The organism is Rhodococcus sp. NS-SX18 (genome assembly GCF_057367935.1).
In genome coordinates this window covers 328,149-352,076 of sequence record NZ_CM170633.1, presented here as the reverse complement: position 1 = coordinate 352,076, position 23,928 = coordinate 328,149, and the positions used below count along the sequence as shown (strand labels likewise).

18 protein-coding genes are annotated in these 23,928 nt (G+C 70.4%); 12 read left to right on the top strand and 6 right to left on the bottom strand.

Features of this window, described 5'->3' with window-relative positions:
- The first annotated feature begins 26 nt into the window (after positions 1-26).
- Together AC2IPW_RS01540 and AC2IPW_RS01535 are read left to right on the top strand one after the other, a co-directional pair.
- Positions 27-740, top strand: coding sequence for a DapH/DapD/GlmU-related protein (locus AC2IPW_RS01540; RefSeq protein ID WP_486376127.1), 714 nt, complete (start codon positions 27-29; stop codon positions 738-740).
- Between the two features lie 55 nt (positions 741-795).
- The gene (locus tag AC2IPW_RS01535; RefSeq protein WP_486376126.1) at positions 796-1,791 is read left to right on the top strand and encodes a lysylphosphatidylglycerol synthase domain-containing protein; all 996 of its coding nucleotides are present in this window, start codon (positions 796-798) and stop codon (positions 1,789-1,791) included.
- 4 nt (positions 1,792-1,795) lie between these two features.
- Here the strand turns inward: AC2IPW_RS01535 and rfbB are convergent, their stop codons facing one another.
- Positions 1,796-2,803 carry a dTDP-glucose 4,6-dehydratase gene (rfbB, locus tag AC2IPW_RS01530; RefSeq protein ID WP_486376125.1) on the bottom strand — a complete coding sequence of 336 codons (1,008 nt, stop codon included), beginning with the start codon at positions 2,801-2,803 and terminating at the stop codon, positions 1,796-1,798.
- Between the two features lie 56 nt (positions 2,804-2,859).
- Here rfbB and rfbA point away from each other — a divergent pair, with 56 nt between their 5' ends.
- Complete coding sequence (gene rfbA / locus AC2IPW_RS01525; RefSeq protein WP_486376124.1) at positions 2,860-3,732, top strand: glucose-1-phosphate thymidylyltransferase RfbA; 873 nt, start codon at positions 2,860-2,862, stop codon at positions 3,730-3,732.
- A 3-nt stretch (positions 3,733-3,735) separates the two neighbouring features.
- The gene (locus AC2IPW_RS01520) at positions 3,736-4,314 is read left to right on the top strand and encodes a dTDP-4-dehydrorhamnose 3,5-epimerase family protein (protein WP_486376123.1); all 579 of its coding nucleotides are present in this window, start codon (positions 3,736-3,738) and stop codon (positions 4,312-4,314) included.
- Between the two features lie 55 nt (positions 4,315-4,369).
- On the opposite strand, the gene AC2IPW_RS01515 is transcribed toward AC2IPW_RS01520, so the two are convergent.
- Entirely contained in the window at positions 4,370-4,792 is a 423-nt protein-coding gene (locus AC2IPW_RS01515) for a GtrA family protein (protein ID WP_052033982.1), read from the bottom strand.
- Positions 4,793-5,048: 256 nt separating this feature from the next.
- Between AC2IPW_RS01515 and dprE1 the strand changes: the two genes are divergently transcribed.
- The 3 genes from dprE1 to AC2IPW_RS01500 are packed head-to-tail and all read left to right on the top strand — an operon-like array spanning position 5,049 to position 9,223.
- On the top strand, positions 5,049-6,473 hold the full coding sequence (dprE1, locus tag AC2IPW_RS01510) for a decaprenylphosphoryl-beta-D-ribose oxidase (RefSeq protein ID WP_054372883.1): 1,425 nt from the start codon (positions 5,049-5,051) through the stop codon (positions 6,471-6,473).
- Positions 6,473-7,270 (top strand): decaprenylphospho-beta-D-erythro-pentofuranosid-2-ulose 2-reductase, encoded by a 798-nt coding sequence (gene dprE2, locus AC2IPW_RS01505; protein WP_003937142.1) that lies wholly within the window; start codon positions 6,473-6,475, stop codon positions 7,268-7,270. Before dprE1 ends, dprE2 begins: the two co-directional genes overlap by 1 nt.
- 39 nt (positions 7,271-7,309) lie before the next feature.
- Entirely contained in the window at positions 7,310-9,223 is a 1,914-nt protein-coding gene (locus AC2IPW_RS01500) for a galactan 5-O-arabinofuranosyltransferase (RefSeq protein ID WP_416062471.1), read from the top strand.
- A gap of 51 nt (positions 9,224-9,274) precedes the next feature.
- Here the strand turns inward: AC2IPW_RS01500 and AC2IPW_RS01495 are convergent, their stop codons facing one another.
- The 3 genes from AC2IPW_RS01495 to map all read right to left on the bottom strand — a co-directional run bounded on the left by AC2IPW_RS01495 (position 9,275) and on the right by map (position 13,444).
- Positions 9,275-9,694, bottom strand: coding sequence for a DoxX family protein (locus AC2IPW_RS01495; RefSeq protein WP_416062470.1), 420 nt, complete (start codon positions 9,692-9,694; stop codon positions 9,275-9,277).
- Positions 9,695-9,830: 136 nt separating this feature from the next.
- Positions 9,831-12,605 (bottom strand): FAD-binding and (Fe-S)-binding domain-containing protein, encoded by a 2,775-nt coding sequence (locus AC2IPW_RS01490; protein WP_486376122.1) that lies wholly within the window; start codon positions 12,603-12,605, stop codon positions 9,831-9,833.
- A gap of 71 nt (positions 12,606-12,676) precedes the next feature.
- Positions 12,677-13,444, bottom strand: coding sequence for a type I methionyl aminopeptidase (map, locus tag AC2IPW_RS01485; protein WP_486376121.1), 768 nt, complete (start codon positions 13,442-13,444; stop codon positions 12,677-12,679).
- A gap of 38 nt (positions 13,445-13,482) precedes the next feature.
- Between map and AC2IPW_RS01480 the strand changes: the two genes are divergently transcribed.
- The 5 genes from AC2IPW_RS01480 to AC2IPW_RS01460 all read left to right on the top strand — a co-directional run bounded on the left by AC2IPW_RS01480 (position 13,483) and on the right by AC2IPW_RS01460 (position 22,311).
- Positions 13,483-13,752: a helix-turn-helix domain-containing protein gene (locus AC2IPW_RS01480; RefSeq protein ID WP_486376120.1), complete on the top strand. Its 270-nt coding sequence runs from the start codon at positions 13,483-13,485 to the stop codon at positions 13,750-13,752.
- 107 nt (positions 13,753-13,859) lie between these two features.
- Positions 13,860-17,111: an arabinosyltransferase domain-containing protein gene (locus AC2IPW_RS01475; RefSeq protein WP_486376119.1), complete on the top strand. Its 3,252-nt coding sequence runs from the start codon at positions 13,860-13,862 to the stop codon at positions 17,109-17,111.
- A gap of 61 nt (positions 17,112-17,172) precedes the next feature.
- A complete protein-coding gene (locus AC2IPW_RS01470) occupies positions 17,173-20,484 on the top strand; it encodes an arabinosyltransferase domain-containing protein (RefSeq protein WP_486376118.1) in 3,312 nt (1,103 codons plus the stop codon).
- A gap of 280 nt (positions 20,485-20,764) precedes the next feature.
- Complete coding sequence (locus AC2IPW_RS01465) at positions 20,765-21,139, top strand: hypothetical protein (RefSeq protein ID WP_486376117.1); 375 nt, start codon at positions 20,765-20,767, stop codon at positions 21,137-21,139.
- A gap of 221 nt (positions 21,140-21,360) precedes the next feature.
- Positions 21,361-22,311 (top strand): hypothetical protein, encoded by a 951-nt coding sequence (locus tag AC2IPW_RS01460; RefSeq protein WP_486376116.1) that lies wholly within the window; start codon positions 21,361-21,363, stop codon positions 22,309-22,311.
- 68 nt (positions 22,312-22,379) lie between these two features.
- Here AC2IPW_RS01460 and AC2IPW_RS01455 read toward each other — a convergent pair whose 3' ends face one another.
- Complete coding sequence (locus AC2IPW_RS01455; RefSeq protein WP_003937152.1) at positions 22,380-23,924, bottom strand: acyl-CoA carboxylase subunit beta; 1,545 nt, start codon at positions 23,922-23,924, stop codon at positions 22,380-22,382.
- Positions 23,925-23,928: the final 4 nt, after the last annotated feature.

Below are 23,928 nucleotides of genomic sequence, written 5' to 3'. Positions count from 1 at the left end.
ACCCGCCGTGAAGGGAGCTGACCACGATGTTCCGGCACAGGAACTGTCACATCCACCCCACCGCCGTCGTCGGCGACGGGGTCACCATCGGCGACGACGTCACGATCGGCCCACACGCAGTGCTGACCGGCCCGCTGACCCTCGGCGACCGCTGCTGGGTCGGCGCGGGGGTCGTACTCGGTGCCCCTCCCGAGATCCTGGGTGCCGCGCATCCCCACGACTGGCACGAGCGCAGCCCGTACCGCGGAGTGGAGATCGGGGCGCATACGACGATCCGCGAACTGAGCACGGTGCACCAAGGCAGCGAGCGGACCACTGTGATCGGTGCCGGCTGCTTTCTCATGAACCGGGTCGCAGTGGAGCACGACGTCCAGATCGGCGACCGGTGCGTCGTCGCGTCCGGAACCACCTTCGCCGGGCACGTCACGGTCGGCGACGGCGCGAACATCGGGATGCACACGGTCGTGCACCAGCATCGCATCGTGGGCAGTGGTGTGATGGCAGGGATGGGTACCGTGATCGTCAAAGACGTGCCGCCGTTCGCCAAGGCGTTCGGCAATCCGGTCCGGTTGCACGGAGCCAACACCGTCGGAATGCGCCGGGCTGGATTCGACGAAGCCGACATCGCGGCAGTCGCCTCCCTCTACGCCGGTAGCGACACCGGGCCGCTCCCGGCAGCCGTCGCCGGTGCCTTCGACTGGTGGCGGGCCCATGCCGGGAAACCGCTCGCGTCGTTGTAGTGTTCGACGCTTGATATCGTCGGCCCCGGGCTGCTGCTGCCGAGGAGGGCCGACCGTGACCGATTCCCCGCCCGGCCCGGCCGACCCGTCGTCGTCCGGTCCCGGAAGGATCCGTACCTCCGCGGTCAACGCGGTCCGGGTGCTGGTCACCCTCGCCATCCTCGTCGCCATCGCGATCGCCGTGCGGTCCCAATGGGCCGCTGTTCAGGACGCGATCTCGGGCCTGAACAGGTGGGCGCTGGCGGTCTCGGCGCTCTTCGTCTTCCTCGGCATGGCCGCAGCCGTACGGGCCTGGCAGCAAGCGCTCGCCGCCGCCGATGCCCCCATCCCGGCGTTCGATGCGGCCCGGTGTTATCTCGTCGGACAGCTCGGCAAATACCTGCCCGGCAGCGTGTGGGCGTTCGTGCTGCAAACCGAACTGGTACGCCGAGCAGGGGTGTCGCGGGCAACCGGGTTCGTCACAGTCCTCGTCACCGTGGGGTTGAGCACCACGTCGGCGCTGGCAGTGGGGTTGCTCGCCCTCCCCGGTCTCCGCGAGATCGGCGTGACCGTATCCGTGGTGCTTCTGGCGCTGGTCCCCATCTCGCTGATCTGTGCATATCCGCCGGTGTTGACCCGGCTCGTGAATCTGGTGCTGCGGCTGCTGCGGCGACCGTCGTTGCCCCGGGCCCTCGTTCCCAGCCGGATCGCACTCGCGCTCGCGTGGTGCTCGGCGAGCTGGGTGGCCTACGGCGTGCACCTGTGGCTGGTGATGTGGGGGACGCCGGGGTTCGAGACCGGCGGACTGGTCCGCTGCATCGGCGCGATCGCGTTGGGCATGGGTGCCGGCGTGCTGGTCGTGGTGGCACCGTCGGGAATCGGAGTGCGCGAGGCAGTGATCGTCGCAACGCTCTCCCCCGTCGTGGGTGCGGGGACGGCACTCGGTCTTGCGCTGGTGTCGCGGCTGTTGTTCACGCTGTGCGAGGTGGCCGCCGGCGCGATCGCGGCGATATCCGGCTCCCGCGTGCTGCGCAACGCCCTGGTGCGGGAGGCGTCGCGGGTGTCGGCCTGAGCGGTCAGGCGTCGGCGGCTCGCTCGGTACGGACATAAGCCCGCTCGGTGAGCGCCTTCTGCGGCCGCCACCACGCCTCGTGGGTGCGGTACCAGTCGATCGTCGCGGCCAGGCCGTCGCGGAAGTCGCGGTAGCGCGGAACCCAGCCGAGTTCGGCGCGCAGCTTGGTCGCGTCGATCGCGTACCGCAGGTCGTGTCCCGGCCGGTCCGGGACGAAGTCGAACTCGCCGCGGTCCTTGCCGCACAGCTCGAGAATGGTCTCGACGACGGTGAGGTTGTCGGTCTCGCCGTCGGCGCCGATCAGGTACGTCTCGCCGATCGTCCCCTTGTCGACGATCGTCCACACCGCCCGGTTGTGGTCGTCGACGTGGATCCAGTCCCGCACGTTCGCGCCGGTGCCGTACAGCTTGGGCCGCACCCCGTCGAGGACGTTGGTGATCTGCCGCGGGATGAACTTCTCCACGTGCTGGTACGGGCCGTAGTTGTTCGAGCAGTTCGAGATCGTCGCCGCCACCCCGAACGAGCGCACCCAAGCCCGCACCAGCAGGTCCGAGCCCGCCTTGGTCGAGGAGTACGGGCTCGACGGGTTGTAGGCGGTGGCCTCGGTGAACCGCGACGGATCGTCGAGGGCGAGGTCGCCGTAAACCTCGTCCGTGGAGATGTGGTGATATCGCACCGAGTGCCGGCGCACCGCCTCGAGCAGGGTGAACGTGCCCACCAGGTTGGTGTGCACGAACGGCGACGGATCGGTCAGGGAGTTGTCGTTGTGCGATTCGGCGGCGAAGTGCACCACCACATCGGCGCCGGCGACGAGTTCGTCGACGAGCGCGGCGTCGGCGACGTCGCCCTTCACGAAGCGGATCCGCCCGGCCACCGGTTCGAGCGACGCGAGGTTGCCGGCGTAGGTGAGCTTGTCGAGCACCGTCACCTGCACCTCGGGACGGTCGGCGACGGTCTGGTGCACGAAGTTCGCCCCGATGAAACCGGCACCGCCGGTGACGAGCAACCGCATGCGTCGACCCTACCGGGCGCTGGTCCGCGCCCACCGCGGATGGGAGACTGCCCGACATGCGCGGAATCATTCTGGCCGGCGGAACCGGGTCCCGGCTGCATCCGATCACTCTGGGGGTGAGCAAGCAGTTGGTCCCGGTCTACGACAAGCCGATGATCTACTACCCGCTCTCGACGCTCATGCTCGCCGGGATCCGCGACATCCTGATCATCACGACGCCCGAGGACGCGCCGCAGTTCCACCGGCTGCTCGGCGACGGGTCGTCTTTCGGAGTGAACCTGTCGTACTGCGAGCAGCCCCGACCGAAGGGACTCGCCCAGGCGTTCGTGCTCGGCGCCGAGCACATCGGCCGAGGATCCGTGGCGCTGATCCTCGGCGACAACATCTTCTACGGCCCGCGCCTGGGCACGCAGCTCACCCGCTTCGCCGATCTGGACGGCGGCGCGGTGTTCGCCTACCGCGTCTCCGATCCGAGCGCCTACGGGGTCATCGAATTCGACTCTGAGGGCCGCGCGTTGTCGCTCGAGGAGAAACCGGCCACCCCGAAGTCGCCGTACGCGGTGCCGGGACTGTACTTCTACGACAACGACGTCGTCGCCATCGCGCACGGCCTACGCCCGTCGGACCGGGGGGAATACGAGATCACCGACATCAACCGCACCTACCTCGAGGCCGGCCGACTCCAGGTCGAAGTCCTCCCACGCGGCACCGCCTGGCTCGACACCGGCACGTTCGACTCGCTGCTCGACGCCGCGAACTACGTCCGCACCATCGAACAACGCCAAGGCCTGAAGATCGGCGCGCCCGAGGAGGTCGCGTGGCGACGCGGCTTCATCACCGACGACGACCTGCGCGCCCTCGCCGAACCGCTGGTCAAGTCCGGCTACGGCAGCTACCTGCTCGACCTGCTCGACCGGAAGGGACTCTAGAGCGTGCACTACCGCGAACTGAAGATCCCCGGCGCCTGGGAGATCACCCCCCGCCAGTTCGGCGACGACCGCGGCGTGTTCTACGAATGGTTCAAGCAGGCCACCTTCACCGACGCGGCCGGTCGTTCGCTCGAGCTGGCCCAGGCCAACTGCTCCGTCTCCGCCGCCGGGGTGCTGCGCGGCATCCACTACGCCGACGTCCCACCGGGCCAGGCCAAGTACGTCACGTGCGTGTCCGGGGCGGTGCTCGACGTCGTCGTCGACCTGCGCACCGGCTCGCCAACCTTCGGCCGGTGGGACGCGGTGCTGCTCGACGAGGTGGACCGTCGTGCCGTCTTCCTCGCCGAGGGCCTGGGCCACGCCTTCTGCTCGCTGGCCGACGGCTCCACCGTCGTCTATCTGTGCTCGACCACCTACGACCCCGGCCGCGAACACGAGATCGACCCCTTCGATCCGGACATCGGCATCAAGTGGCCCACCACCGGCCGCGACGGCGCGCCCCTCCGCTACCAGCTCTCGGCCAAGGACAGCGCGGCGCCGTCGCTGGCGTGGGCACGCGAGGCCGGGGTGTTGCCGCGGTAGCTGCACGCGCTCGTATGGATCCATGTCCAGGTCGGGGCTTCGATCCTCACAACCGTCACCGCAGGCGGAAGATCACGGCGCGCTGCACAACGAAGTTGATGACGGTGGCCGTGCCCTGCGCGACGACGAACGCCAGCGGCACGCGCCACCACTCGTCGGGCAGTGCGTCGTACAGCACGTAGTTGATGCCGACCTGGACGGCGTAGGTGATCGCGTACAGGATCACCACCGCGACGAACCGGGCCCGGCTGGGTTCGGCCTTGAAGGTCCAGCGCCGGTTGATCAGGTACGCGGTGGTGGTGCCGGCGACGAACGACAGCGACTTCGCGACGTTGACGTGCAGCCCCACGGCGAGCAGCAGCACGTAGAGACCGAAGTCGACGATCGCGGACAGCCCGCCGGTGAGGACGAACCGCACGATCTGCGTCTTCAGATCGAGCGCCTCGTCCGCGGTGCTGTCGGTGACGGGGATCTCCACCGGCAGGGGGGCATGATGCTCCGGCTGCGTCTGCCAATGCGGGTGCTGCGGATGCTCGGACACGGGCGACAGCCTATGCGAGCGGCGCGGGCGTCCCCGCTGCGCGACGGAGCGCAGCCGGACGCATCCGGCAATCCGGACGCCGGGACTTCGGGCGTCACCGACGCCGGGACTCCGGGCGTCACCGACGCCGGGACTCCGGGCGTCACCGGCGGCACACTCTCGCCGCTGCGACCGGCGGGTAACCTGTACGGCGATGTCCACGACAGCTGCAGAGCCGGCCGCCGCGCCGCTCCCCACCCAGACCCGCACTCTGACCGGCTGGGGGCGCACCGCCCCGACCACCGCGGAAGTGCTGTCCACCCCCGACGTCGAGGTGATCGCGCAGGCGGTCGCCCGGGTCGCGGAGCAGAACGAGTCGAAGCCGTCGCACCTGCGCCGCGGTGTCATCGCCCGCGGTCTCGGCCGCTCGTACGGTGACCCGGCGCAGAACGCGGGCGGGCTCGTCGTCGACATGACGGCGCTGGACCGGATCCACACGATCGACCGCGAATCGCGGCTGGTCACCGTGGACGCAGGCGTCGACCTGGACCAGTTGATGCGCGCAGCGCTGCCGTTCGGTCTGTGGGTCCCGGTGCTGCCGGGCACCCGGCAGGTGACCGTGGGCGGTGCCATCGGCGCGGACATCCACGGCAAGAACCATCACAGCGCGGGCAGCTTCGGCAACCACGTCCGGTCGATGGACCTGCTCACCGCGGACGGCCAGGTGCGCACCCTCACCCCCAACGGACGCAATTCCAAGCTGTTCTGGGCGACGGTCGGCGGCATGGGCCTGACCGGCATCATCCTGCGCGCCACCATCGAGATGACGCCCACCGAGACGGCGTACTTCATCGCCGACGGCGTGGTCACCAGCACCCTCGACGAGACGATCGCCGTGCACAGCGACGGCTCCGAGGCGAACTACGACTACTCGAGCGCCTGGTTCGACGCGGTGGCGCCGCTGCCGAAGCTCGGCCGGGCCGCGATCTCGCGCGGTTCGCTGGCCAAGCTCGACCAGCTGCCGAAGAAGCTGCAGAAGAACCCGCTGAAGTTCGACGCGCCGACGCTGCTGACGTTCCCGGACATCTTCCCGAACGGCCTGGCCAACAAGTACACCTTCAGCGCCGTGGGTGAGCTGTGGTACCGCAAGTCCGGCAACTACACGGGCAAGGTCCAGAACCTGACGCAGTTCTATCACCCGCTCGACATGTTCGGGGAGTGGAACCGCGCCTACGGCTCGAACGGGTTCCTGCAGTACCAGTTCGTGGTGCCGACCGAGGCGGTCGAGGAGTTCAAGAAGATCATCGTCGACATCCAGCGCTCGGGGCACTACTCGTTCCTCAACGTGTTCAAGCTGTTCGGGGAGGGCAACAAGGCGCCGCTGAGCTTCCCGATGCGCGGCTGGAACATCTGCGTCGACTTCCCCATCAAGGCGGGACTCAACGAGTTCGTCCGCGAACTCGACCGCCGCGTCCTCGAGTTCGGCGGCCGCCTCTACACCGCGAAAGACTCGCGCACCTCCGCCGAGACGTTCCACGCGATGTACCCGCGCATCGGCGAATGGATCAAGATCCGCCGCTCGGTCGACCCCACCAATGTGTTCGCCTCCGATATGTCCAGAAGGTTGGAACTGCACTGATGATCAACGCCGTCGGCAACCCCCAGACCCTGCTGCTCCTCGGTGGCACGTCCGAGATCGGCCTCGCCATCGTCGAGGAGTACCTGCGCAAGGCGCCGGCCCGGGTGATCCTCGCCGCCCTGCCGAACGACCCCCTGCGTGACGACGCCGTCGCGCAGATGAAGGGCGCGGGGGCCACCAAGGTCGACCTGATCGACTTCGACGCCCTCGACACGGGAAACCACCCGGAAGTGATCGCTCGGGCGTGGGACCTCGCCGGGAACGGTCGCTCCGCAGGCTCCGCTCCCGCCGGCGACGTCGACGTCGCGATCGTCGCGTTCGGCATGGACGCCGACGCCGAGGAGCTGTGGCAGAACCAGACCAAGGCCATCCGGGTCGCGGAGATCAACTACACCGCGGCCGTGTCGGTCGGTGTGCTGCTCGGCGAGAAGATGAAGGCGCAGGGCTACGGACGCATCATCGCGATGTCCTCCGTCGCCGGTGAGCGGGTCAAGCGCGCCAACTTCGTGTACGGCTCCGCGAAGGCCGGGCTCGACGGCTTCTACCTGGGTCTCGGCGAGGCCTTGGCGCCGTTCGGTCCGCGGGTGACGGTGGTGCGTCCCGGACAGGTGCGCACCAAGTTCAGCGCCCACGTCGAGGAAGCCCCGCTGACGGTCGACAAGGAGGACGTCGCCGCGCTGGCCGTCGCCGCGTCCGCGAAGGGCAAGGAGATCGTCTGGGCTCCGGGCGCCTTCCGGTACGTGATGATGGTGCTGCGGCACGTCCCGCGCGCGATCTTCCGGAAGCTGCCGATCTAGGCTGCGGGGGTGTCCGACCCAGCCGTATCCTCTTCCGACGTGGCCCCCTACCGGCGAGCCCTCCGCACCGCCGGCGAGGGGGCCGCTGCGGTTGTCGTCGCGACGATCGTCGCCGCAGTGGGTCTGTTCGCGTTCGCGCGCGTGCAGTGGCCCGCATTCAACTCCTCGAACGTCACGCAGGCCGTCACGACGGTGCTGCAGGTGGGGGCGCTCGTCGTGCTCGCCTGCTCCGTCGTGCTGCTGCGCCGGCGGCGGTGGACGCTGTTCGCCCGGGTGCTGTCGTGGGCGGGCCTGTCCGGCCTGGTCACCGTCACCCTCGGGATGCCGTTGGCCGCGACGAAGCTCTATCTGCACGGCATCTCGGTCGACCAGGAGTTCCGCACCGAGTACCTGACCCGGCTCACCGACTCCCCGGCGCTGCGGGACATGACGTATGCGGATCTGCCGCCGTTCTACCCCGCCGGCTGGTTCTGGGTGGGCGGCCGCTTCGCGAGTCTGCTCGGCCTGGACGGCTGGGAGGCGTTCAAGCCGTGGTCGATCGTGTCGCTGGCCGTCGCCGCGGTCGTCGGGCTCGTGTTGTGGACCGCGCTGGTGCGGGTCGACCTGGCCGTGCTGGTCGCCACCGCCACCACGGCCGTCGTCCTCGCCTACGGCTCTCCGGAGCCGTACGGCGCGTTCGTCGCGCTGCTGATCGCACCTGCCCTCGTCATGGCGTGGGGGGCGCTGTCGCGCCCGGTGCGTCCTTCGGGCGGCTGGGGCAGCCCAAAAGACGCACCGGGCGGCGGAGCCGTCGTCGGGACCGGGCTCTTCCTGGGACTGGCCGCGACGTTCTACTCCCTCTATCTCGGGATCGCGGCGTTCACGGTGACGGTGATGGCCGTCGTCGCGGCGGTGCTGGCGCGCCGCGCGGCAGGCACCTGGCGCGCCGCGGTCCCCGTGCTGGTACGGCTGGGCGTGATCGCGGGGATCGCCGTCGTCGTCGCGCTGCTCGTGTGGGCGCCGTTCGTGCTCGAGGTGCTGCGGGGCGGGTCCACCGCCGGATCCGGCACGGCGACGCACTACCTGCCCGAGACCGGCGCCCGGCTGCCGCTGCCGATGTTCCACGGCTCCCTGATCGGGCTGCTGTGCCTGCTCGGCACGGTGTGGCTGGTCGGGCGGGCCACGTCGTCGCGGCGCGCGCAGGCCCTCGGGCTCGGCGTGGTGTCCGTGTACCTGTGGTACCTGGCGTCGATGGCGCTGACCGCGCTGGGCAACACGCTGTTGGCCTTCCGCCTCGAGGTGATCCTGCTCGTGCTGCTCGCGGCTGCCGGCACGTTCGCGTTCGTCGACTTCACCCGGTGGATCGTGCTGGCCACCAGCGAGAACCAGCGGGTGCGGTGGTCGCTGATCGCGGTCGGCGCGCTGGGAGCGCTCGCGTTCACCCAGAACATCCCCCAGGTCCTCGCGAACGAGATCACCGTCGCCTACACCGACACCGACGGCAACGGTGAACGCGCGGATCAGCGTCCGCCCGGCGCGGGCGCCTACTACGCCGAGCTGGACGAGACGATCACCGCGGCGCTGGGCCGGCCGCGCGACGAGATCGTCGTCCTCACCGCCGACACCACCTTCCTCGCCTACTACCCCTATCTCGGGTTCCAGGCGCTGACGTCGCACTACGCGAACCCGTTGGCGGACTTCGAGGGACGCGCCGCCGCGATCGAGGACTGGGCGTCGGTCGAGACGACCGACGAGCTGCTCGCCGCGTGGGACGAGTCCCCGTGGCGGGGACCCGATGCGATCGTGTTCCGGCAGGGCGCCGAGGGTTACACCCTCCGGCTCGCCGAGGACGTGTACCCCAACGACCCCAATGTCCGTCGCTACTCGGTGACGTATCCGAAGTCGCTGTTCGACGACCCGCGCTTCACGGTCTCGGAGATCGGTCCGTTCGTCGTCGTCACCCGCACGGGATAGCGCCGCGACCGTCCGCGGACACAGTTCGCGGACGGTCGTGGCGTCGACGTCCTAGGCGCGGCGCAGCGGCATCACCGACCGCACCACCGGATCGCGCAGATACAGCCCGGCCCAGACGAAGACACCGACGTAGACCGGGAACAGGATGGTGCTGAAGAGCGGCATCTCGTTGAACATGTTGGTGGCCACGGCGCCGCCGAGGTACCCGGTCAGCAGCACCGCCCCCAGGATCGAGGTGGCCGGGACCAGGTACAGGGCCAGGCACACGAGCAGGACGACGCCGATGACGTAGTTGAGGTTCGGATCGAAGCCCAGATCGATCATCGCCTGCCGCGCCTGGTCGACGTTGAGGACGTGGATCGCGGCGTCGAACAGCAGGAACAGCACGACGAGGCCGGTGATCACCAGGCCGGCGATGCGGAACTTCCGGTCGGTGGGGCGCTCGGCGGGTCGGGTGGTGGTCGAGATCATGGCAGGCTCCTGGGTCGGGGTGGCGGTCTCGCTACGGACTGACCGGCCGGCCCCGGAAAACTCATCGCGCCGCGCGGTTCCGGTTCGGCGACCCGAGCCCGCCTCCTCCGGCCGGGTCCCGGGACCGAGCCCCGGCTCACAATCGGGACGCCAGCAATTCGGCGAGGTGGACGCCGCGACGTTCGGTGAGATCGGCGATCTGGGTGCGGCAGGAGTAGCCGTCGGCGAGCACGACGTCGTCCGGGCCCGCCGCCGCGACCGCGGGCAGCAACTGGTGCCCGGCGACGGCGACCGAGACGTCGTAGTGCGCCGGCACCACCCCGAAGTTGCCGGCCAGACCGCAGCATCCGCCGAGCCGGGTGACCGTTGCACCGGCCCGGCGCAGCAGCGCGGCGTCGGCGCCCCAGCCCATCACGGCGTGGTGGTGGCAGTGCGGCTGGGCCACCACCGACGTCCCGGACAGCGACGGCGGTTCCCAGTCGCCGAGCAGTTCGGCCAGCGTCACCGTCGAGTCGGCGACGGCGCGTGCGGGTTCGAACCCGAGCAGCTCCACGGCGTCGGAGCGCAGGACCGCGGTGCACGACGGCTCGAGCCCCACGATCGGAATTCCGGTCGGGAACAGCGCGGAGATGGTGCGGCCCAGGATCTTCCGGGCCGTATCCAGCTGGCCGGTGGTGATCCACGTCAGCCCGCAGCACTGTTGCCGTTCGGTCACGCACACCCGGCGACCGGCGGCCTCGAGGACTTGCACCGCGGCGATCGCCACCTCCGGCGTGAAGTACTCGGTGAAAGTGTCGACGAACAGCAGGACGGGCGCGCCGTCCGTGCGACGCTCGCCCGCCGTGTCCGCGAACCAGCGGCGGAACGTGCGGGGCGCGAACTCGGGTACACGGCGACGCCGGTCCACACCGGCGAGGGTCAGCCCGGCGGACGCCACCCCCGGCAGCTTGGCGAGGGTGTTCACGACGCGTGGTGCGCGGCCGGCCAGCGCCGCCCAGCGCGGGAGCCGTCCCAGCGTGTAGTGCGAGGCGGGACGGAGCCGACCCCGGTAACTCTGATGCAGCACTTCGGATTTGAACGTCGCCATGTCGACACCGGTCGGGCAGTCGGAGGCACAGCCCTTGCACGCCAGGCACAGCTCGAGGGCCTCGTGCACCTCCGGTGAGCGCCAGGACCCGGTGACGAGCGTGCCGTTGAGCATCTCCTGCAGGACCCGGGCCCGGCCGCGGGTGGAGTCCTTCTCCTCCCGGGTCGCCAGGTAGGACGGGCACATCACCCCGCCGAGGCCGGCGGTGTCGGCGCGGCACTTGCCGACGCCGGTGCAGCGGTGCACGGCCTGCCGGAAGTCGCCGTCGTCGCCCGTGTACCGGAAGGCGAGCTCGTCCCGGACCCGGTGCGCGGCCGGAATCCGGAGGTCCCGGTCCACGGGGGCCGGGTCGACGAGCACACCGGGATTGAGCAGGCCCTCGGGGTCGAGCACCGCCTTGACGGCGCCGAACAGCCGCAGCGCGGCCGGCGAGTACATCAGGGGCAGCAGTTCGCTGCGCACCCGGCCGTCGCCGTGCTCGCCCGACATCGACCCCCCGAACGACGCCGCGAGTTCTCCTGCAGCGAAAAGGAATTCGCGGAAAATCCCGGGCATCTCGAGCGGTACGTCGAGGCGGATGTGGATGCAGCCGTCGGCGAAGTGACCGTACGGATAGCCGGTCACGCCGTACCGGGACAGCAGCGACTCGAATTCGCGCAGGTACTCCCCCATCCGTTCCGGCGGGACGGCGGCGTCCTCCCAGCCGGAGTGGGCGGGCAGTCCGGCGGGGCTGCGCCCGGCCAGTCCCGCCCCGTCCTCCCGGATGCGCCACAGCTGCGCGGCCTTGTCCGGGTCGGTCACGATCAGCGAATCCACTGCCGCCGCAGCGTGTTCGACGGATCGCGCCCGCGTCAGGACCTCGTCGGCGTCGTCACCGGACAGTTCGACGAACAGCCATGCCGCCCCCCGCGGCAGCGGGGGCACGGCCGCCGCGCCGCGCCGCGCGCGCACGACGTCGACGATCCGCGAGTCGAGTCCCTCGCACGCGGTCGGACCGAAGCCGAGCAAGGTGTGCGCGGCGTCGCCCGCCGTCGCGATGTCGGGGTAGCCGAGGGCCACCAGCACGCGCACCGCGGGGTCGGCGACGAGCCGCACCGTCGCCTCGGTGACGACACCGAGTGTGCCCTCGCTGCCGACGAAGAAGCGCAGGACGTCGAACCCGTTCTCGGGCAAAAGGTGTTCGAGGGCGTAGCCGGAAGCCTGCCGGCCGAACCGGCCGAACTCGGTGCGGATGGTGGCGAGGTGGTCGAGCGTGAGCCGGCGCAGCGATTCGAGAACGGGAGCGTCGTCGGGCAGCGACAGGTGCCGGCCCGCGCCGGTGAGCACCTCGAGCCCGAGCACGTTGTCGGATGTGCGGCCGTAGCCGAGGGTGCGGGCACCGCAGGCGTTGTTACCGATCATCCCGCCGACGGTGCAGCGGTTGTGGGTGGACGGGTCGGGTCCGAAGCGCAGTCCGTACGGGGCGGCGGCGCGCTGCAGTTCGGACTGGACGACGCCGGGCTGCACGGTCGCCGTGCGCGCCTCGGGGTCGATCCGCAGGACCCGGTCGAGATGGCGGGCGAAGTCGAGTACGACGCCGGGGCCGACGGCGTTGCCGGCGACGGAGGTTCCGCCGCCGCGTGAGGTGAGCGGAACGCCGTGCCGGCGGCACACCTCGAGCGCGGTGGCGACGTCGTCGACCTCGCGGGGCCGCACCACCGCCTGCGGGGGTACCCGGTAGAGCGAGGCGTCGGACGAGTAGAGGGCCCGGGTGGTGGTGTCGTCGAACACCTCGGGGATGCCCGCGTCACGCAGGGCCTCGCCGATCGTCCTCGCCCGGGCCATAGGCCGATGCTAGTGCCTGCCGGGGTCGCTTCGTCGCAGGTCGGACCGGTACGACCGAGGGCGATACACCGTCAGCGGGAGGTGAGGACGACCGGTCCGTCCTCGGTGATCGCGACGGTGTGCTCGCAGTGCGCGGCCCGGCTGCCGTCGGCGGTGCGCAGCGTCCATCCGTCCGGGTCGTGCCGGTAGGCGTCGCCGCCCCCGGCGTGCAGCATCGGCTCGACGGCCAGTACCAGCCCCGGCCGCAACCGCATCCCGCGCCCCGCCCGGCCCTCGTTGGGCACGTGCGGGTCCTCGTGCATGTGGCGGCCGATGCCGTGACCGCCGTGGTCGGCGAGCATGCCGTAGCCGCAGGACCGGACGTATCCGCCGATCGCCGCGCCGATGTCACCGAGACGGTTTCCCGGCACGGCCGCGGCGATGCCGCGCGCGAGGGCCTCTTCCGTCGCGGCGATCAGGGCGAGGGCCTCGCGGTCGGCGGTCCCGACGGTGAAGCTCACAGCGGCGTCCCCGCACCAGCCGTCGAGCACCGCCCCGCAGTCGATGCTCACCAGGTCACCGTCACGAAGCCGGTACCCCCCGGGAATGCCGTGGACGACGGCGTCGCCGACGCTCGCGCACACGACGCCGGGGAACGGCGACGGCGCCCAGTCCGGGTGGTAGCCGAGGAACGGGGAGGTCGCGCCGGCGGCGCGGAGGACCTCGGCGGCGACGTCGTCGAGGTCCTTCAGGGAGACCCCGATTCCCGCGTGGGCCCGCACGGTTGCCAGCGCCTCCGCGACCACGGCACCGGCGGCGCGCATCGCCTCGATCTCGCCGGGCGTCTTCAACTCGACCATCTCACCTCCAATAGAAATACCGGTATTACTATACGGGAATGGTGCGCGAACCGCTTACTCCGGCCCAACTCGAACGAGGGCGACGACTCGGCGAACGCCTCCGCGCGGCGCGCGGCACCGCCGGCATGGCCACGATCGCCGGCGAGGCCGGAATCTCCGTCGAGACGCTCCGGAAGATCGAGACCGGACGCATCGCCACGCCCGCCTTCTTCACCGTCACCGCGCTCGCCCGGGTACTCGGACTCTCCCTCGACGACCTGGCCGGCGACCTGACGGACGATCCCGCCGAGCACGAGGCCGCCTCCTGACCGGAGGAGGCCACCCCCGCCTCCCCGTCCCTCGCCTAGCATCGATCCTTGTGCCCGTCGATGTCCTTTCGCCCGAAACGCCCGCTTACGCCGATACCAAGGCGCGCGTGCGCACGGCCAGGATCGTCGCGACGGTCAGCGGACTGCTCGGCGTGCTGCTCGCCTTGGCGGTGCCCTTCCTGCCGGTCCGGCAGGAGGCCGCCACCGTCAGCTGGCCGCAGGGCACCGACCTGACCAACGTCGAGGCACCCCTCGTCTCCTACGCCCCCCTCGAACTGCGCGCGAGCGTGCCGTGCTCGGCCTTCCCGCTGCTCGGCGACGACGGCGGCACCCTGGTCTCGACCGTGCCGCCGGACGCCCCCGACGCGACCGAGAACGCCCTCGTGATCCGGACCGTCCCCGGCACCGACGGGGGGCCCGTCACCATGGAGGTGGTGCTGCGCAACTCGGTGGTCGTGTCGGCACCGGTCGACGACGAACACAAATGCACGGCCGTCACCGTCGCCGCCAACGCCGACCGCACCGCCGCCGAGATCGTCGGCCTCGAGCAACACGAGGACGGGCACCACATCGCGACGCTCGACGGCGATCACCGGCCGCAGATGGTGGGCGTCTACTCCGACCTGCAGGGGTCGGCGCAAACCCTCACCTCCGGCCCGGACGCCGAGCGGCTGTCCGTCCGCGCCGCCCTCGACTCGCGGTTCACCTCCACCCCGACGCTGGTCAAGTTCGTCGCGATGCTCGTGTGCATCCTCGCGACCCTGCTGTCGCTCGTGGCGCTGCACCGGCTCGACGGCGTCGACAACCGCCGCGCCCGCCGGGTCCTGCCCGCGCACTGGTGGCGGTTCACCGCAGTGGACGCGGTCGTCGTGGGCACGCTGCTGCTGTGGCACGTCATCGGCGCCAACACCTCCGACGACGGCTACATCCTCACCATGGCCCGCGCCTCCGACGAGGCCGGCTACATGGCCAACTACTACCGGTGGTTCGGCGTCCCCGAGGCCCCGTTCGGCTGGTACTACGACGTGCTCGTCCTGCTCGCGAAGGTCTCCACCGCCAGCGTGTGGATGCGGCTGCCCGCCCTGCTCGCCGCGATCGCATGCTGGATGGTCATCAGCCGCGAGGTCATCCCCCGGCTCGGCGTCGCCGTCCGCCGCAACCGCATCGCGCTGTGGACCGCGGGACTGGTGTTCCTCGCCTTCTGGCTGCCGTACGACAACGGCCTGCGACCCGAGCCCGTCATCGCGCTCGGCGCCCTGCTCACCTGGTGCTCGATCGAACGCGCCGTCGCCACCGGCCGCATGCTGCCCGCCGCGATCGCCGTGCTGCTCGCCGCCTTCTCCCTCGCCGCCGGCCCCACGGGACTCATCGCGGTCGCCGCGCTCGTCGCCGGGGCGCGACCCGTCGTCGTCCGGCTGGTCGGCCGCCGCCGGCTCGTCGGGGTGATCCCGCCCATCGCCGCCATCCTCGCCGCGGGCACCGTCGTCCTCGTTGTCGTCTTCGCCGACCAGACCCTCGCGTCGGTGCTCGAGGCGACCCGGGTGCGCTCGGCGGTCGGACCCAACGTGCCGTGGTTCGACGAACGGCTGCGCTGGGACGCGCTGCTGACCGTCTCCCCCGACGGATCCCTCAGCCGCCGGTTCGGCGTGTTCGTCATGCTGCTGTGCCTGATCGTGTGCGTGATGCTGATCCTGCGCAAGGGCCGCATCCCCGGCACTGCCCTCGGGCCGTCGCGCCGCATCCTCGGCATCGTCTTCGCGTCCCTGCTGCTGATGATGCTCACCCCGACCAAGTGGACCCACCACTTCGGCGTGTACGCCGGACTGGCCGGATCCGTCGCCGCGCTCGCCGCGGTCGGGGTCGGCGCCGTCGGCATCCGCTCCGCCCGCAACCGCGCGCTCTTCACCGCCGGGGTGCTGTTCGTGCTGGCGCTCGCATTCACCGGCTCCAACGGCTGGTGGTACGTCTCCAGCTACGGGATTCCCTGGTGGGACAAGCCGCCGTCGATCTCCGGACGCGCCTTCTCCACCGGCCTGCTGGCGCTGGCCCTGGTCGCACTCGGCGTCGCCGCCTGGTTCCATCTGCGTGAACCGTTCGCCACCCCGAAACCCGACCGCAACGGCCGCGTGAAGGCGATCGCCTCGGCACCGCTGACCGTCGTCGCCGCGGGCGTGGTCCTGTTCGAGGTGCTCTCGCTCGTCAAGGGCGCGGTCGCGCAGTATCCGGCGTACTCGATCGCCCGGTCCAACGCCGCCGCCCTGACCGGCGGCAGCTGCGGCCTCGCCGACGACGTCCTCGTCGAGACCGACCCGAATGCCACCGCGCTGGCCCCCGTCGACGGCGACGTCGCCGGAGCCCTCGGCGCCGGCACCGCCGACGGCTTCACCCCGAACGGCGTCGCCCTCGATCTCACCGCCGACGAGGAGATCTCCACCACGGGCGGCGCCAACACGGTCGACACCGAGGAGGGCGGCACCACCACCTCCACGGGCGCCGGCACCGGCGGCGGCCGCGGTGCCGCCGGCATCAACGACAGCACCGTCGCGCTGCCGTTCGGCCTGGACCCCGCCCGCACCCCCGTGCTCGGCAGCTACCGCACCGGCGCGCAGCAGGAAGCCGTGCTCGAGTCCGGTTGGTATGCGCTGCCCGAGCGCACCGACGCCACGCCGCTGCTGGTGGTCACCGTCGCCGGTCGCGTGCACTACGTCGACCCCGACGGCGTCCTCACCCCGGGCGCGGACGTGCTGCTCGAGTTCGGCCGCACCGGCGACGGGTCGAGCGTCGAGCCGCTGGCCCGCGTCGCGCCCATCGACATCGGACCGTCTCCGTCGTGGCGCAACCTGCGGGTGCCGAGCGACCGGATCCCCGCCGACGCCGACACCGTCCGGCTGGTGGTGACCGACGGCAACCTGGCACCCGACCAGTGGGTGGCGGTCACGCCGCCGCGGATGCCCCGCCTCGAGACGCTGAACACCGTCGTCGGCTCCACGGCACCGGTCCTGCTCGACTGGTCGGTGGGGTTGGCGTTCCCCTGCCAGCGTCCCTTCGACCACCGCTACGGTGTCGCCGAGGTCCCCGAGTTCCGGATCCTGCCCGACCGGGTCGGGGCCGACTCCACCAACGGTTGGCAGGACGACGTCGGTGGCGGCCCGCTCGGCTGGATACCGCTGCTGCTCACCGCCGAGACCGTCCCCACCTATCTGAATCACGACTGGGACCGCGACTGGGGCTCGCTGGAGCGGTACGCGCCCATCGATCCGGGCGCGACACCTGCCGAAATCACCACCGAGGACGTCGTCCGCTGGGGCTGGTGGACACCCGGCCCGATCCGCGACGGTGTGCCCGTAATGCGTGAATGAGGTCCTACGCGGCGGTAGGGACGGTGCGTCCGCTCATCTGCGCCCGATACCATCGACAATCGTGCCCGACGACGTGACCACAGTTCCCGCCCCCTCCGCAGCCGTTTCGCGGCCGCCGGTTGCCCGGGATCTGCGGGCGCAGTACCGCACCGCCCGGCTCGTCGCCGTGGTGGCGGGCCTGCTCGGTGTGCTCCTCGCCGTCGCGACCCCGTTCCTGCCCGTCAAGGTCACCGAAGCCACCGTCACCTGGCCGCAGAACGGCTCGACCGGACCGGTCGAGGTGCCGCTCATGTCGCAGGTGCCGCTGCAGCTGAGCGCGACCGTGCCGTGCACCGCCGTCGCCGGCATGCCGCCCGGCGGCGGCATGCTCCTCGCGACCGCGCCGCCGAGCGGTGAGGGCGCCGCACTCAACGCGATGTTCGTGCGGGTGGGCGCCGAGAACGTCGACGTTCTCGACCGCAACGTCGTCGTGGCCACCGCCCCGCGCAGCGACGTCGAGTCCGCCGCGTGCGCCGAGATCAGCATCTTCTCCGACGTCGACCGCACGACCGCGGAGTTCGTCGGCCTGAGCGACGAGAACGGCAACCCGCGCGCCGGTGAGCTGACCGGCGATCTGCGACCCCTCGTCGTCGGCGTGTTCAGCGACCTGGACACCCCGGTGCCCGGCATGTCGGTGACCGTCGACGTCGACTCCCGGTTCTCGTCGTCGCCGACGGTGGTCAAGCTCCTCGCCATGATCCTGGCGGCCCTGTCGACCGCGCTGGCGGTCGGTGCGCTCGCCAAACTCGACGGCACCGACGGCCGGGGACATCGCCGCTTCCTGCCGTCGCGCTGGTGGAAGTTCACCGGTGTCGACGCGGTCGTCGTCGGCACCCTCGTCGGGTGGCACTTCTTCGGAGCGAACACCTCCGACGACGGCTACCTGCTGACCATGGCCCGGGTGTCCGAGCACTCCGGCTACATGGCCAACTACTTCCGCTGGTTCGGCGTCCCCGAGGCCCCCTTCGGCTGGTACTACGACGTGCTCGCCGCGTTCGCCGAGATCTCCACCGCCAGCGTCTGGATGCGCCTGCCCGCCCTGCTCGCCGGCATCACCTGCTGGATGGTGATCAGCCGCGAGGTGGTGCCCCGCCTCGGGCGGGCCGTCCGGCACAACACCGTCGCCCTGTGGACCGGCGGCCTGGTGTTCCTCGCCTTCTGGCTGCCCTACAACAACGGCCTGCGTCCGGAGCCGATCGTCGCGCTCGGCGCCCTGCTGACCTGGTGCTCGATCGAACGGGCGATCGCCACGGGCCGGTTGCTGCCGGCCGCGACGGCCGTGATGATCGGCGCGTTCACCCTCGCCGCCGCCCCGACCGGCCTGATGTGTATCGCCGCCCTGCTCGCCGGCATCCGGCCCATGACCCGGATCGTCGTGCGCCGCCACCGCGAGGTCGGGACGCTGCCGCTGCTCGCCCCGATCGCCGCCGCCGGCACGCTCGTGCTCGTCGTCGTGTTCTCCGACCAGACCCTCGCCGCCGTGCTCGAGGCCACCCGCGTGCGCACGATCATCGGCCCGAACGAGGAGTGGTGGAACGACTTCCTCCGCTACTACTACCTGTTCGTGCAGACCGTCGACGGCTCGCTCGCCCGCCGGTTCGCGTTCCTCGTCATGCTGCTGTGCCTGTTCACGTCGCTGCTGGTGCTGCTGCGCCGGCGCCGGATCCCCGGCGTCGCGACGGGACCGTCGTGGCGGCTGATCGGCATCGTCTTCGGCACGATCTTCTTCATGATGTTCAACCCCACGAAGTGGACCCACCACTTCGGGGCGTACGCGGGCATCGCGGGGTCCCTCGCGGCCCTCACCGCGGTCGTCGTCTCCGCGAGCGCGCTGCGGTCGCGGCGCAACCGCACGATCTTCCTCGCCGGACTGCTGTTCGTGCTGGCCGTGTCGTTCGCGGGCATCAACGGCTGGTGGTACGTGTCGAGTTACGGCATCCCGTGGTTCGACAAGACCGTCTCCTTCAAGGGCAACCAGTCCAGTTCACTGTTCCTGATCCTCTTCGGGCTCGCCCTCGGGCTCGTCGCGTGGCAGTACCTGCGGGAGGGCTACGCGCCGCCGCAACCCAGACCCACGACCCGCAAGGGCCGCCGGATCCGCAAGTTCGCCGCGGCGCCCCTGACCGTCGTCGCCGGAGCGATGGTGCTCTTCGAGGTGCTGTCGCTGCTCAAGGGCGCGGTATCGCAGTATCCGGCGTATTCGCTCGCCCGGTCCAACGTCGGCGCGCTCGCCGGCCAGACGTGCGGGCTGGCCGACGACGTCCTCGTCGAATCGGACCCGAACTCCGGTCGGCTCGCGCCCATCGTCGACCCGGACAACCCACCCCGCGGCGGCGACGCCCTCGCCGGCGCCGAACCCGTGGGCTTCGATCCCAACGGCATCCCGTCGGACCTCACGGCCGACTACGTCGAGGTCAAGCCCGGCCAGGGCAACACCGACAACCAGAGCGTCGGGCCGACGTTCGAGACCGGCGCCGGCGGCGGCACCACCGGCGGCACCGGCGCCCGCACCGTCAACGGCTCCGACGCCAAGCTGCCGTTCGGCCTCGACCCGGCCGTCACCCCCGTGCTCGGCAGCTACCAGGAGGGCGTGCAGGAACCGGCGCTGCTCACGTCGAGCTGGTACGGGCTGCCCGAGCGCACCGACGACGCGCCGCTCGTCGTCATCTCGGCAGCGGGCCGCATCTGGTCCGTCGACGACACCGGCGCCACCACCTACGGGCAGTCGCTGCTCGTCGAGTACGGCAGGCGCCTGCCCGACGGCACCGTCGAGCCGCAGGGCACCTATCTGCCGCGCGACATCGGGCCCGCGCCGTCGTGGCGGAACCTGCGCATCCCGCTGTCGGAGCTGCCCGCCGACACCGACGCCGTCCGCATCGTCGCCAACGACCCCAACCTCACCGGCGACCAGTGGCTGGCGTTCACCCCGCCGCGCGTGCCGAAACTCGAGACGCTCGACGCCGTGGTCGGCTCCCAGCAGCCGGTGCTGCTCGACTGGGCGGTCGGCCTGCAGTTCCCCTGCCAGCGCCCGTTCGACCACCGCTACGGCATCGCCGAGATGCCGAACTACCGCATCCTGCCGGACCGACCGCTGGCCGTATCCTCCACCGACACTTGGCAGTCCGCGGACAACGGCGGCCCCCTCGGCTTCACCGAGGCCCTCGCGCGCCCCGAGCAGATCCCCACGTATCTGAAGAACGACTGGGCCCGCGACTGGGGCTCGCTCGAGCGGTACGTGCGGTTCTACCCGGACGCGGTGCCGGCACAGCCGCAGACCGCCGAGGTCACCCGCTCCGGGCTGTGGAACCCGGCCACGCTGCGCGTGTACGAGTAGGCCACCCTTCTGCCGCCGATCCCGCGTGCGGACCTCGTGCCCGTTGGACCGAATGTCACATCGCTTCGCCTCTATCGACCGAATGTGACATTCGGTCAACGGCAGTCGCGCCGCCGGTAACGGCGTCCGGTTCGGGCGCGATGTCACGAATGTTCGATTCTGCTCGATCGCGAACTGTTCATCGGGCCAGCGGGGGTGGGCCGGCTACGGAAGGAACTGTATGTCGAAGAAGCGTGCATTCGGGCTCGCGGCCGTTACCGCCGCGGTTCTCGGAGCCGGCGTGGCAACCGCCCCAGTGGCCGTCGCCGCTCCCGAAACCGCCACGACGCTCTCGCGTGTCATCGGATCGGGCGAGTCCGGCTCGTTCGGTTACGGGGGCGCCATGGTGAACGAAGCGGTCACGGTGCGCGTCGACCCCGACGAGCCCGGCATCAGCTGGTTCGGCGGCAGCATGTGGTGCTACTGCAAGATCTCCTGGACCAACCTCACCACCGGGGCCAGCGGGACCAACGAACTCCCGTCCCGGCCGGTGCTCGGCGGAGGGATGACCGGTACACCCCGCGCCGAGACCGGCTCCGGCCGAATCGTCGCCACCGTCACCGTCCCGAACGGCTTCACGTACCTCCCAGGAGTCGGGACCTGGGTCGCCCCTTGACCGTTCGGACCGAATGTCACATCGCGTCGATCGAATCGAACCCATGTGACATTCGGTCCGTCCGCCCGTCCGCCCGTCCGCCCGTCCGTCCGCCCGCCCGTCCGTCCGTCCGTCCGTCCGTCGAGGACAGGTAGTCCACAACCACACGGTTCATCCACAGATTTCCCCCACCCTCCCGTTGTGCCCCTCGAACGCGGCATTTTCCGGTGATCATGTGCGGCATGAGACGCGGTACGTGGGGGGACGACGTCGAACAGCTCGTCGGGTTGAGTGTCAACGGCATCATCCGCACCTCGACACTGTTGGGTTGCGGGATGAGCAGCAGCACAATTTCCGGTCGTTGCCGGAAGGGTGGTCCGTGGCAACGGATTCTGCCCGGTGTCGTTGCCCTGCACAGCGGCCCGCTCACCCAACTGCACCGACAGACGGCAGCGCAGATGTACGGAGGCGACGAGGCCGTCATCTCCGGCCACGCCGCGCTCGGCGTACACGGATACGCCCCCTCGGCGACGAAGAGCGACATCCTGCTGCTCATCCCGCAAAATCGGCATCGCAGGAACTTCTCGTTCGTCACTGTCGAACGTAGTTGGCGTGTACCCGAACCCGTACGCAAGGGCACGCTGCGGATCGCACCCGTCGCGCGCAGCCTGCTCGATGCCGGACGGCGCACGTCACGAACGGACGACTGCCGCGCCTTGTTCGCCGCCGCACTCCAACGCGGCGATGTCACCGTGGACCATCTGGCACGCGAGCTTGCAGACGGCAGCAGCCGAGGAACGGCGGTGCCCCGCAAGGTGATCCAGGAGCTCGTCGACGATGCGCACTCGGTCGCCGAGATCAAGGCCCAGAAGCTGTACTCCACCTCGGGCCTGCCCGCAATGGTGCACAACCGCGAGGTCGAGGACTCGAACGGAACCTGGATCGCCCGTCCGGACGGCTGGCTCGACGCCGTGGCACTGGCGTGGGAGATCGACTCGTTCGCACATCATCTCAGCGCACGAGATCACGAGGCGACGATGCGGCGCCGGGCCGTCATGCAGCGGCACGGGATCATCGTCGTCACCCATCTGCCCAGGCAGATCCGGCACGAACCGGCGGTCGTGCTCGCCGACCTTGCGGCGGCTTATCAGCAGGGTCTCGAACGTCCACGGCCCGATGTCCGGTTGCGGTAACCCCGCGCGACGAACCGAATGTCACATTGCGTCGATACGATCGACGCAATGTGACATTCGGCCCACCACTAGAGCGGAAGCAGGTGGTGCTTGCGCGGGTTCTTGAACACCTTCTTGTCGCGCAGCAACGTCAGCGCCTTGCGGATCTCCAGACGCGTCTTGTGCGGCTCGATCACCGCATCGATGTAGCCGCGTTCGGCCGCGATGTACGGCGTCGCGATGTGCTCGTTGTAGAAGTTGATCAGCTGCTGACGCACCGCCGGCGCGTTCTCGCCCGCGGCCTCGATCTGGCGACGGCCGATGACCGCCACCGCACTCTCGGCGCCCATCACCGCGATCCGTGCCGTCGGCCACGCGAAGTTCACGTCCGCGCCGAGCTGCTTCGACCCCATCACCGCGTAGCCACCGCCGTAGGACTTGCGCACCACCACGGTGACCTTGGGCACCGACGCCTCGACGAACGAGAACAGGAACCGGCCGCCGCGCTTGATGACCCCGATCTTCTCCTGCTCCACGCCCGGCAGGAAGCCGGGGGTATCGACGACGAACACCAGCGGAATGTCGTACGCGTCGCACACCCGCACGAAGTGCGCGGCCTTGTCCGAACTCGCGGCGTCGAGCGCCCCGGACAGGTACAGCGGCTGGTTCGCCACCACCCCGACGGGCCGGCCGTCGACGCGGGCGAAGCCGGTGATGATGTTCGGGGCGACCTGCGAGCGGATCTCGAAGAAGTCGCCGTCGTCGAAGATCTTGAGCAGGATGTCGTGCATGTCGTAGCCGGAGTTGTCCGCGTCGGGCATGAACGTGTCGAGCTCGAGATCGTCCGGGGTGATCTCCGGTTCGAGCCCCGGATTGATCACCGGGGGCTTCTCCTGCGCGTTCGACGGCATGTAGCTCAGGTACTTGCGGGCCCACTCGAACGCGGCCTTCTCGTCCGGCGCGACGTGGTGCACGTTGCCGTACTCGGCCTGCTTGCGGGCGCTGCCGAGCTCGTCGAGGCTGACGTCCTCACCGGTGACGGACTTGATGACGTCCGGTCCCGTGACGAACATGTACGCCTCCTCGGTGGCCACGACCACGTCGGTGTTGATGGGGGCGTACACGGCGCCACCGGCGCACTTGCCGAGGATGATCGACACCTGCGGGCACAGCCCCGACAGCGGCTCGTGCCGCTTGCCCAGTTCCGCGTACCACGCCAGCGACGTCACCGCGTCCTGCACCCGCGCGCCACCGGAGTCGTTGATGCCGACCACCGGGCAGCCGATCTTCAGCGCGAAGTCGAGGATCGCCGCGACCTTGCGGCCGAACATCTCGCCGACGCTGCCGCCGAACACGGTCTGATCGTGCGAGAACACCGCGACGGGCCGGCCCTCGACGGTGCCGTGACCGACGACGACGCCGTCACCGTAGAGCGCGTCGTCGCGGCCGGGCGTCTTCATCAACGCACCGATCTCGACGAAGCTGCCCGGATCGAGCAGCATGTCGATGCGCTGGCGGGCGCTGGGGATGCCCTTTGCGGCGCGCTTGGCCACCGCGGCCTCCCCGGCCGGCTCCTTGGCGATCTCGAGATTCTTGCGCAGCTCGGCCAGCTTCTCGGCCGTCGTCGTGGTCACTACT